A 12462-nucleotide genomic window follows, 5' to 3' on the forward strand; every position below is an offset into this window, starting at 1 on the left:
CGCCGCGCACCGGCCGCCGACCCGTACCACCTTCCGAACTGCGAGGTTTCCCACCCATGGCCAGCACCTCCGAGGACAAGCTCCGCGACTACCTCAAGAAGGTCACCGCGGACCTGCGGCGAACCAGGCTGCGGCTGGAGTCGGTCGAGGCCAGGGACGCCGAGCCGATCGCGATCGTCGGGATGGCCTGCCGCTACCCCGGCGGCGTCCGCACCCCGGAGGACCTGTGGCGGCTGGTCGCGGACGGCACCGACGCCATCGGTGAACTCCCGGCCGACCGCGGCTGGGACACCGAGGCGCTCTACGACCCCACCCCCGGCACCCCCGGCAAGAGCTACGTGCGGCACGGCGGATTCCTGGACGGCGTGGCCGACTTCGACGCCGAACTCTTCGGCATCGCCCCCCGCGAGGCCCTTGCCATGGACCCGCAGCAGCGGCTCCTGCTGGAGTCCGCCTGGGAGGCGATCGAACGCGCCCGGATCGCCCCCGCCTCGCTGCGCGGCACCGACACCGGCGTGTTCATCGGCGGCGCCGACACCGACTACGGCTCACTGGCCCGCCAGACCGAGGAGACCGAGGGGCACCTGCTCACCGGCGGAGCCGTCAGCGTGCTCTCCGGCCGGATCTCCTACACCCTCGGGCTGGAGGGTCCGGCCGTCACCGTCGACACCGCCTGCTCCTCCGCCCTCGTCGCCCTCCACCTCGCGGTGCGCGCGCTGCGGGCCGGGGAATGCTCGCTGGCCGTCGCCGGCGGCGTCGCCGTGATGCCCACCACCCGGCTGTTCACCGAGTTCTCCCGTCAGCGCGGCCTGGCCCCGGACGGGCGGTGCAAGCCCTTCGCGGAGGCGGCGGACGGCACCTCCTGGGCCGAGGGCGTGGGCGTGCTGCTGGTCGAACGGCTCTCGGACGCCCGGCGCAACGGGCACCCGGTGCTGGCCGTCGTCCGTGGCACCGCGGTCAACCAGGACGGTGCCAGCAGCCGGCTGACCGCCCCCAACGGGCCCTCCCAGCAGCGGGTCATCCAGGCCGCCCTGGCCAACGCCCGGCTCACCCCGGACCAGGTCGACGCCGTCGAGGCGCACGGCACCGGCACCACCCTGGGCGACCCGATCGAGGCCCAGGCCCTGCTCGCCACCTACGGCCGGGACCGGCCGGCGGACCGCCCGCTGTACCTCGGTGGCATCAAGTCGAACATCGGGCACGCCCAGGCGGCGGCCGGGGTCGCGGGTGTGATCAAGACGGTGATGGCGATGCGGCACGGGGTGCTGCCGCGGACCCTGCACGTGGACGCGCCGTCCGGTGAGGTGGACTGGTCGGCGGGGGCGGTGGAGCTGCTGGCCGAGGCCCGGGACTGGCCGGAGACCGGCCGCCCGCGCCGGGCCGGCGTCTCGGCCTTCGGGATCAGCGGCACCAACGCCCACGTGGTACTGGAACAGGCAGCGGACACGGCGGTGGCACCCGCGCCGGAGGAGGCCGCCCCGGCCCCGGCCGTGCTGCCCTGGGTGCTCAACGGCCGGACCGGGGACGCGCTGCGCGCCCAGGCCGCACGGCTGCTGGACGGCGCGGCCGGACTGTCCGCCGGGGACCTGGCGTGGTCGCTGGCGACCAGCCGCTCACCGCTCGGCCACCGGGCCGTGGTGGTGGGATCCGACCGCGAAGCGCTGCTGCGCGGTCTCGGCGCGATCGCGGCGGGCGAGGGCACAGGCGCGGGCGAGGGCGCGGGCGAGGGCGCGGGCACCGGCGTGAACCCGGCGGTCGTCGAGGGTGCGGTCCGGGGCGGCGGGACGGCGTTCCTGTTCTCGGGTCAGGGGTCGCAGCGGTTGGGGATGGGGCGGGAGTTGTATGCCCGGTTCCCGGTGTTCGCGGAGGCGTTTGACGCGGTCTGTGCGGAGCTGGACCTGCCGCTGCGGGAGGTCGTCTGGGGTGAGGATGCGGAGCTGCTGAACCGGACGGACTTCGCTCAGGCGGGGTTGTTCGCGGTGGAGGTGGCGCTGTTCCGGCTGGTCGAATCGCTCGGTGTGGAACCGGAGTTCGTGGCGGGTCATTCGATCGGTGAGGTGGCCGCCGCTCATGTGGCGGGGGTGTTCTCGCTGGCGGACGCGTGTGCGCTGGTCGCCGCCCGTGGCCGGTTGATGCAGGCGCTGCCCTCCGGTGGCGCGATGCTGGCGGTGCAGGCCACCGAGGAGGAGGTCCGGCCGCTGCTGGGCGAGTCGGTGTCGATAGCCGCCGTGAACGGGCCCACCTCGGTGGTCGTTTCGGGCGCGGAGGCTGCCGTCGCGGCGATCGAGGCGCGATTCGCCGACCGGAAGACCAGTCGGCTGCGGGTCTCGCACGCCTTTCACTCGCCGCTGATGGACCCGATGCTGGACGAGTTCCGTACCGTCCTCACCGGTCTGACGTACCACGCGCCGTCGATCCCGCTGGTCTCCAACCTGACCGGCGAGCTCGGCGCGGACCACCGGTCGCCCGAGTACTGGGTGCGCCACGTCCGCGAGGCCGTCCGCTTCGCCGACGGCCTCCGCGCGCTGGAGGCGGCCGGTGTCAGCCGCTTCCTGGAGCTCGGCCCGGATGGTGTGCTCACCGCGATGGCGGCCGACTCGCTCACCGGTGACGCCGTGACGGCCGCGCTCCTGCGCAAGGGCCGGCCCGAGGAGCCCACCGCGCTCGTGGCGCTCGCCCGTCTGCACGTCACCGGGACGAACGTCGACTGGGCCGCCCTGTTCGCCGGCTGCGCCGTCCGTACCGTCGAGCTGCCCACGTACGCCTTCCAGCACCGCCGCTACTGGCCCACCCCCTCCACGACCGTCACCGGCGACCTCGGCGCCGCCGGCCTCCACGCGGCCGACCACCCGCTGCTCACGGCCGCCCTCGAACTGTCCGACGACGACGGCCTGTTGTTCACCTCCCGGCTCTCCCGGCAGTCCCACCCCTGGCTCGCCGACCACGTGGTCCGGGGCGACGTCCTGCTGCCCGGCACCGCCTTCCTGGAACTCGCCGTCCGGGCGGGCGACGAGGCCGGCTGCGACCGGGTCGAGGAGCTGACCCTGGCCGCGCCGCTGGTGCTGCCCGAGCACGGAGGAGTCCAGCTGCAGTTGCGCGTCGGCGCGGCGGACGAGAACGGCCGGCGCGCCTTCACGGTCGCCTCCCGTCCCGAGGACGCCGACGGCGGACCCTGGGACCAGCACGCGAGCGGCACCCTGGGGACGGGTGCGGCACCGGTGGAGTTCGATGCCTCGGTGTGGCCGCCGACCGGTGCGCAGCCGGTGGACCTGAGCGGCCTCTACGAGGGCATGGCGGACGGTGGGTATGCGTACGGTCCGGTGTTCCGGGGCCTGCGGGCGGCCTGGCGGCGCGGTGACGAGGTGTTCGCCGAGGTCGCCCTGCCGGCCGGGACCGAGGGCACCGGCTACGGCCTGCACCCGGCGCTGCTGGACGCGGCCCTGCACGTGACGGCCGTGAACGGCATGCCGCACGGTGTGGTGCCCTTCTCCTGGGAGGAGGTGTCGCTGCACGCCTCCGGCGCCTCGGCGGTGCGGGTGCGGGTCACCCGGACCGGCGAGGAGTCCGTCGCGGTGGCGGTCACCGACAGCGAGGGCCTGCCGGTGGCGTCGATCGGGTCGCTGGTCCTGCGGACGGCGTCGGCCGCCGACGCGAGGGCCTCCGCCCGTGACGCGCTGTTCCGGGTGGACTGGGTGCCGGTGGTGCCGGTGGTGCCGGTCGAGCCGGGTGTCGGGTCGTTTGTGGAGGTCGGGTCGCTGGCGGAGGTGCCGGCTGAGGTGCCGCCGGTGGTGGTGGTGCGGTCGGTGGCCGGTGGTGGGGTGCACGAGCGGTCGGCGTGGGCTCTGGAGTGGGTGCAGGGCTGGTTGGCGGAGGAGCGGTTCGCGGCCTCGCGGTTGGTGTTCGTGACGTGTGGTGCGGTGGACGGCTCGGATCTTTCCGCTGCTGCGGTGTGGGGTTTGGTGCGGTCGGCGGTTTCGGAGGAGCCGGGTCGGTTCGGTCTGGTGGATCTGGCGGGGGAGGAGGAGCTGCCGGCGTCGGCGCTGGGTGTGGATGAGCCGCAGTTGCTGGTGCGGGACGGCCGGCTGCTGGCTGCCCGGCTGGTGCGCGCCGCCGCCCGGGCCGAGGCCGTGCCGGTGGTGTGGCCTGGTGAGGGCACGGTCCTGGTGACCGGTGGGACGGGTGGTCTGGGCCGGGTCGTTGCCCGGCATCTGGCTCGTGAGCACGGCGTGCGGAGCCTTCTACTGGTGAGCCGCCGGGGTGCGGAGGCCGAGGGTGTGGGGGCGCTGCTGGCGGAGCTGGAGGCGCTGGGCGCGCGGGCGGTGGTCGAGGCCTGTGATGTGGCGGACGAGGTGGCGGTGGCGGGTCTGTTCGCCCGGCACGAGATCCGTGCGGTCGTGCACACGGCCGGGGTGATCGATGACGGGGTGGTCGGCTCGCTGACGCCTGACCGGCTGTCGGCGGTGCTCCGTCCGAAGGCGGACGCCGCGTGGAACCTCCACGAGGCCACGAAGGAAAGCGAGTTGGCGGCCTTCGTCCTGTTCTCCTCGGTCTCCGGTGTGTTCGGCGGCCCGGGCCAGGCCGCCTACGCGGCGGGCAACGCCTACCTGGACGCCCTGGCGGTGCACCGCCGTTCGCTCGGCCTGCCCGCCGTCTCCCAGGCCTGGGGCCCGTGGACCCACGACGGCGGCATGACCGCCACCCTCGCCGAGGTCGACCTGCACCGGATCGCCCGCTCGGGCCTGCCGGAGCTGACCCCCACCGAGGGCGTGGCCCTCTTCGACGCCTCGCTCGCGGCCGACGAGCCGGCGATCCTGCCCGTGCGCCTGGACCTCGCCGCGCTGCGCTCCCAGGAGCCGGTGCCCGCCCTGCTGCGCGGGCTGGTGCGCGGCCGGGTCCGCCGCACCGTGGTGGCCGGGCAGGCGGGATCGGCCGGGGCGGCGGCGCTGGCGCAACGCCTGGCCGCGCTGGGCGGTGACGAGCGGCGCGCGGTGGTGCTGGAGCTGGTGCGCGACCAGGTCGCCGTGGTGCTAGGGCACGAGGGCGGGTCGGTGGTCGATCCGTCGCGGGCGTTCCAGGACCTCGGGTTCGACTCGCTGACGGCGGTGGAGCTGCGGAACCGGCTGCGGTCCGTGACCGGCCTTCAGCTGCCGTCCACGGTGGTGTTCGACTACCCGACGGCGGGCGCGCTGGCCGGTTTCCTGCTGGAGGGCCTGTTCGGGGCCGAGAGCGTGGTCCCTGTCCCGGAGGTTCTGCCGTCAGTGACGGACGACCCGGTCGTGATCGTGGGGATGGCCTGCCGCTACCCCGGAGGCGTCGCCTCACCGGAGGACCTGTGGCGGCTGGTCGCCGACGGGGTGGACGCGGTGTCGGACTTCCCGGCCAACCGTGGCTGGGACCTCGACGCCCTGCACAGCGAGGACCGGTCGGCACCGGGCACCTCCTACACCCGGATGGGCTCGTTCCTTCACGACGCCGGGCAGTTCGACCCCGAGTTCTTCGGGATGAGTCCGCGGGAGGCGTTGGCGACGGACGCGCAGCAGCGGTTGCTGCTGGAGACGTCCTGGGAGGCGTTCGAGCGGGCGGGTATCGACCCGGTGTCGCTGCGGGGCAGCCGTACCGGTGTGTTCGCGGGCGTGATGTACACCGACTACCGCTCGCTGCTGGACGGCGACGAGTTCGAGGGCTTCCGGGGCAACGGGAGCGCCCCCAGCGTGGCGTCCGGACGCGTGTCCTACACCTTCGGGTTCGAGGGCCCGGCGGTGACGGTGGACACGGCGTGTTCCTCCTCGCTCGTGGCCATGCACCTGGCCGCCCAGGCGCTGCGCAGCGGTGAGTGCTCGTTGGCGCTGGCCGGCGGTGTGACGGTGATGTCCACCCCGGGCACCTTCGTGGAGTTCTCGCGGCAGGGTGGGTTGTCGGCGGACGGGCGGTGCCGTTCGTTCGCGGAGGCGGCGGACGGGGTCGGTTGGGGTGAGGGCGTCGGTGTGGTGGTGCTGGAGCGTCTGTCGGACGCCCGGCGCAACGGTCACCGGGTGCTGGCGGTGCTGCGGGGCAGTGCGGTGAACCAGGACGGTGCGTCCAATGGTCTGACGGCGCCGAACGGGCCGTCGCAGCAGCGGGTGATCCGGCAGGCGCTGGCGAGTGCGGGTCTCGCACCCGCCGAGGTCGACGCGGTGGAGGCGCACGGGACCGGGACGACGCTGGGTGACCCGATCGAGGCGCAGGCGCTGCTGGCGACGTACGGGCAGGACCGTGAACTGCCGCTGCTGCTCGGTTCGATCAAGTCGAACATCGGGCACGCCCAGGCGGCGGCCGGTGTCGCGGGTGTGATCAAGATGGTGCTGGCCATGCAGCACGGGCAGTTGCCGCGCACGTTGCACGTGGATGCGCCGTCCTCGCACGTGGACTGGACGGCGGGGGCGGTGGAGCTGTTGGCGGAGGGTGCGGAGTGGCCGGCCACCGGTCATCCGCGCCGGGCGGGCGTGTCGTCCTTCGGGATCAGCGGCACCAATGCCCACCTGATCCTGGAGCAGGGTGAATCCGAGGCCGTGCAGCACGGTTCGGTCGCCCCGGGCTCGATGCCCTGGGTGGTGTCGGCGAAGTCCGCCGCCGCGCTCGACGCGCAGCTCGTACGGCTGACGGAGGCGGGTGAACTTCCCTCCGCTGATGTGGCGTTCACTCTGGCGGGCCGGTCGCGGTTCGCGCACCGGGCGGTGCTGGTGGACGGTGTGGAGGTGGCCCGGGGGGTGGCGTCGGAGGGCAAGCGTGCCTTCCTGTTCTCGGGTCAGGGGTCGCAGCGGTTGGGGATGGGGCGGGAGCTGTACGAGCGCTTCCCCGTGTTCGCGGAGGCCTTCGACGCGGTCTGTGCGGAGTTTGGGCTGCCGGTGCGGGAGGTGGTGTGGGGTGAGGACGCGGAGCTGTTGAACCGGACGGACTTCGCTCAGGCGGGGCTGTTCGCGGTGGAGGTGGCGTTGTTCCGGCTGGTCGAGTCACTCGGCGTGCGGCCGGAGTTCGTGGCCGGTCACTCGATCGGTGAGGTGGCCGCCGCGCACGTGGCCGGTGTGTTCTCGCTGGCGGACGCGTGTGCGCTGGTCGCCGCCCGTGGCCGGCTGATGCAGGCGCTTCCGGAGGGTGGCGCGATGCTTGCCGTGCAAGCCACCGAGGAGGAGGTCCGGCCGCTGTTGGGCGAGTCGGTGTCGATAGCCGCCGTGAACGGGCCCACCTCGGTGGTCGTTTCCGGCACGGAGGACGCCGTCTCGGCGATCGAGGCGCACTTCGCCGACCGGAAGACCAGCCGCCTGCGGGTCTCGCACGCCTTCCACTCGCCGCTGATGGACCCGATGCTGGACGAGTTCCGTACCGTTCTCCACGGGCTGACCTATCACGAGCCGTCGATCCCGCTGGTCTCCAACCTGACCGGCGAGCTGGTCACCGGCACGACCGACGCGGACTACTGGGTGCGCCACGTCCGGGAGACCGTCCGCTTCGCCGACGGCCTCCGCGCGCTGGAGACGGCCGGCGTCAGCCGCTTCCTGGAGTTCGGCCCGGACGGTGTGCTCACCGCGATGGCGGCCGACTCGCTCACCGGTGACGCCGTGACGGCCGCGCTCCTGCGCAAGGGCCGTCCCGAGGACACGAGCGTGCTGACCGCCCTGGCCCGTCTGCACGTCGCCGGAGCCGACGTCGATTGGGCGGCCCTGTTCACCGGGACCGCTGCCCGTACCGTCGAGCTGCCCACGTACGCCTTCCAGCACCGGCAGTACTGGCCGGCAGTCACCCTCACCCGCGGCGGGGACGTCCGGCTCGCCGGACTCGGCGCCGCCGAACACCCGCTGCTCGGCGCTGCCGTCGAGCTCGTGCACACCGACGGGTACGTCTTCACCGGCCGGCTGTCGGCCGGGACGCACGGGTGGCTGGCGGACCATGTGGTGCTGGGTTCGGTGCTGGTGCCGGGGACGGCGCTGGTGGAGCTGGCCGTCCGGGCCGGGGACCAGGTCGGCTGCGACCGGGTCGAGGAGCTGACCTTGGCGGCGCCGCTGGTCCTGCCCGAACGAGGCGGTGTCCTGGTCCAGGTGTGGGTCGGTGAGCCGGACGCGTCCGGGCGGCGCGCCGTCACCGTGCACGCCCGGCCGGAGGCGGAAGAGGGGACGGACTGGTCCCTGCACGCGAGCGGCATCCTGGGGACGGGTGCCGTGCCGGTGGCGTTCGATGCCTCGGTGTGGCCGCCGGCCGGTGCCGAGGCAGTGGATCTGAGCGGTCTGTACGAGGGGCTGGCCGAGGCCGGGTTCGGTTACGGTCCGGTGTTCCGGGGCCTGCGGGCGGCCTGGCGGCGCGGTGACGAGGTGTTCGCCGAGGTTGCGCTGCCCGAGGGCACCGAGGGTGCCGGTTTCGGCCTGCATCCGGCGCTGTTCGACGCCTGCCTGCACGGCTTCGCGCTGACCGGGTCCGAGGTTGAGGCCGGGGTGCCGTTCGCCTGGGAGGACGTGGCGCTGCACGCCGCGGGCGCGTCGGCGGTCCGGGTCCGGCTGACCCGGACGGCGGCCGGTGCGGTGTCGTTGGCGATCGCCGACACCGAGGGACGGCCGGTGGCCTCGGTCGGGTCGCTGGTCGTCCGCCCGGTGGCGCTGGGCGCGGTGGCCTCGGTCGACCGGAACGCGCTGTTCCGGGTGGACTGGGTGCCGGTGGAGCCAGTGGTGCCGGTTGTCGGGGCGTTTGTGGAGGTCGGGTCGCTGGCGGAGGTGCCGGCTGAGGTGCCGCCGGTGGTGGTGGTGCGGTCGGTGGCCGGTGGTGGGGTGCACGAGCGGTCGGCGTGGGCTCTGGAGTGGGTGCAGGGCTGGTTGGCGGAGGAGCGGTTCGCCGGTTCCCGGCTGGTGTTCGTGACGCGTGACGTGGTGTCGGGTGGTGACCTGGCGGGGGCGGCGCTCTGGGGTTTGGTGCGGTCGGCGGTTTCGGAGGAGCCGGGTCGGTTCGGTCTGGTGGATCTGGCGGGGGAGGAGGAGCTGCCGGCGTCGGCGCTGGGTGTGGATGAGCCGCAGTTGCTGGTGCGGGAGGGTGAGGTCCTTGCGGCCCGGCTGGTGCGGGCGGAGCCGGCGGTGGTGCCGGTGGTGTGGCCGGGTGAGGGCACGGTCCTGGTGACCGGGGGGACGGGTGGTCTGGGCCGGATCGTTGCCCGGCATCTGGCCCGTGAGCACGGCGTGCGGAGCCTGCTGTTGGTGAGCCGCCGGGGTGCGGAGGCCGAGGGTGTGGAGGCGCTGCTGGCGGAGCTGGAGACGCTGGGCGCGCGGGCGGTGGTCGAGGCCTGTGATGTGGCGGACGAGGTGGCGGTGGCGGGTCTGTTCGCCCGGCACGAGATCCGTGCGGTCGTGCACACGGCCGGGGTGATCGATGACGGGGTGGTCGGCTCGCTGACCCCGGACCGGGTCAGCGCCGTGCTCCGGCCGAAGGCGGACGCGGCGTGGAATCTGCACCGGGCGGCCGAAGGTGTGGATGTGTTCGTGCTGTTCTCGTCCATGGCTGGGGTGTTCGGCAGTGCGGGGCAGGCGGCGTATGCGGCGGGCAACGCCTGTCTGGACGCGTTGGCGGTGCACCGGCGTGCGCTGGGTCTGCCGGCGGTGTCGCTGGCCTGGGGTCCGTGGTCCGGGGTGGCGGGCATGACCGGCACCCTCACCGACGCCGAGTCCGACCGCATCGCCCGTCACGGCCTCCTGGCGATCTCCCCGGAACAGGGCACCGCACTCCTCGATGCGGCGCTCTCCACCGGGCACGCGGCCGTGCTGCCGGTCCGGCTCGACCCCGCGGCGGTGGCGGCGCACGGCGACGTGCCCGCGCTGCTGCGCGGCCTGGTACGGGGGCGGGTGCGGCGTGCGGTCGTGGCGCGGTCGGCCGTGACGGCGGGGCTGGCGCAACGCCTGGCCGCGCTGGGCGGTGACGAGCGGCGCGCGGTGGTGCTGGAGTTGGTGCGCGACCAGGTCGCGGTGGTGCTGGGGCACGAGGGCGGGTCGGTGGTCGATCCGTCGCGGGCGTTCCAGGACCTCGGGTTCGACTCGCTGACGGCGGTGGAGCTGCGGAACCGGTTGCGGTCCGTGACGGGTCTTCAGCTGCCGTCCACGGTGGTGTTCGACTACCCGACGGCGGCCGCGTTGGCCGGCTTCCTGCTGGAGGGCCTGTTCGGGGCTGAGAGCGCGGTCCATGCCCCGGAGGTCCTGCCGTCAGTGACGGACGACCCGGTCGTGATCGTGGGGATGGCCTGCCGCTACCCGGGCGGGGTGACGTCTCCGGAGGACCTGTGGCGGCTGGTCGCCGACGGGGTGGACGCGGTGTCGGACTTCCCGGCGGACCGCGGCTGGGACGTCGAGTCGCTGTACCACCCGGACCCGGACCACACCGGCACCTCCTACACGCGATCGGGCGGATTCCTGCACACCGCAGGGGAGTTCGACCCCGAGTTCTTCGGGATGAGTCCGCGGGAGGCCTTGGCGACGGATGCGCAGCAGCGGTTGCTGCTGGAGACGTCCTGGGAGGCGTTCGAGCGGGCGGGTATCGATCCGGTGTCGCTGCGGGGCAGCCGTACGGGTGTGTTCGCGGGCGTGATGTACGCCGACTACGCCGGCTTGCTCGGTGGTGGTGAGTTCGAGGGTTACCAGGGCAGCGGCAGCGCGGGGAGTGTGGCCTCGGGCCGGGTCTCCTACACGCTGGGCCTGGAGGGCCCGGCCGTCACCGTCGACACGGCGTGTTCCTCCTCGCTCGTGGCGATGCACCTGGCCGCCCAGGCGCTGCGCAGCGGTGAGTGCTCGTTGGCGCTGGCCGGTGGTGTGACGGTGATGTCGACCCCCAACACCTTCGTGGAGTTCTCGCGGCAGGGTGGGTTGTCGGCGGACGGGCGGTGCCGTTCGTTCGCGGAGGCGGCGGACGGGGTCGGCTGGGGTGAGGGCGTCGGTGTGGTGGTGCTGGAGCGTCTGTCGGACGCCCGGCGCAACGGTCACCGGGTGCTGGCGGTGCTGCGGGGCAGTGCGGTGAACCAGGACGGTGCGTCCAATGGTCTGACGGCGCCGAACGGTCCGTCGCAGCAGCGGGTGATCCGGCAGGCGCTGGCGAGCGCGGGTCTCGCACCCGCCGAGGTCGACGCGGTGGAGGCGCACGGGACCGGGACGACGCTGGGTGACCCGATCGAGGCGCAGGCGCTGCTGGCGACGTACGGGCAGGACCGTGAGCTGCCGCTGCTGCTCGGTTCGATCAAGTCGAACATCGGGCACGCCCAGGCGGCGGCCGGTGTCGCGGGTGTGATCAAGATGGTGCTGGCCATGCAGCACGGCACGCTGCCGAAGTCACTGCACATCGACGAGCCGTCCTCGCACGTGGACTGGACGGCGGGGGCGGTGGAGCTGTTGGCGGAGGGTGCCGAGTGGCCGGCCACCGGTCACCCGCGCCGGGCGGGCGTGTCGTCCTTCGGGATCAGTGGGACGAACGCCCACGTGATTCTGGAGCAGGGTGAACCCGAGGCCGTGCTACGCGGTTCGGTCGCCCCGGCCTCGATGCCCTGGGTGGTATCGGCCAAGTCCGCCGCCGCGCTCGACGCCCAGACCGCGCGACTCGTCCGGATGGACGGCCCGTCCGCCCTCGACGTGGGCCTGACGCTCGCCGGCCGGTCGCGGTTCGCGCACCGGGCGGTGCTGGTGGACGGCGTGGAGGTGGCCCGGGGGGTGGCTTCGGAGGGCAAGCGCGCCTTCCTGTTCTCGGGTCAGGGGTCGCAACGGCCCGGCATGGGGCGGGAGCTGTACGAGCGCTTCCCCGTGTTCGCGCAGGCTTTCGACGCGGTCTGCGCGGAGCTGGACCTGCCCCTGCGGGAGGTGGTGTGGGGCGAGGACGCGGAGCTGCTGAACCGGACGGACTTCGCCCAGGCCGGGCTGTTCGGGGTGGAGGTGGCGCTGTTCCGGCTGGTCGAATCACTCGGCGTGCGGCCGGAGTTCGTGGCCGGGCATTCGATCGGTGAGATCGCCGCCGCGCACGTGGCGGGAGTGTTCTCGTTGGCGGACGCGTGTGCGCTGGTCGCCGCCCGTGGTCGGCTGATGCAGGCGCTGCCCTCCGGTGGCGCGATGCTGGCGGTGCAGGCCACCGAGGACGAGGTCCGGCCGCTGCTCGGCGAGTCGGTGTCGATAGCCGCCGTGAACGGGCCCACCTCGGTGGTCGTTTCCGGCACGGACGACGCCGTCGCGGCGATCGAAGCGCACTTCGCGGACCGCCGCACGACCCGCCTGCGGGTGTCCCACGCCTTCCACTCCCCGCTGATGGACCCGATGCTGGACGACTTCCGGCAGGTCCTCGACGGCCTGACCTACCACGCGCCCTCGATCCCTCTCGTCTCCAACCTCACCGGCGAGCTGCTCACCCGCACCACCGACGCGGACTACTGGGTACGTCACGTCCGCGAGCCCGTCCGCTTCGCCGACGGCCTCCGCACCCTCC

Annotated in this window: 1 protein-coding gene (running past one end of the window); it reads left to right on the forward strand. The window is 73.7% G+C overall.

The window, feature by feature from the left end; all coding sequences use genetic code 11:
• Nucleotides 1–56: 56 nt before the first annotated feature.
• On the forward strand, nt 57–12462 hold the beginning of the coding sequence (locus ACZ6Z8_RS11510; RefSeq protein WP_465608532.1) for an SDR family NAD(P)-dependent oxidoreductase. It continues 18425 nt past the right edge of the window; the window shows 12406 of its 30831 coding nt (coding positions 1–12406); its start codon is at nt 57–59; its stop codon lies beyond the right edge, outside the window.

It is taken from the genome of Kitasatospora sp. NPDC101108, assembly GCF_055584725.1.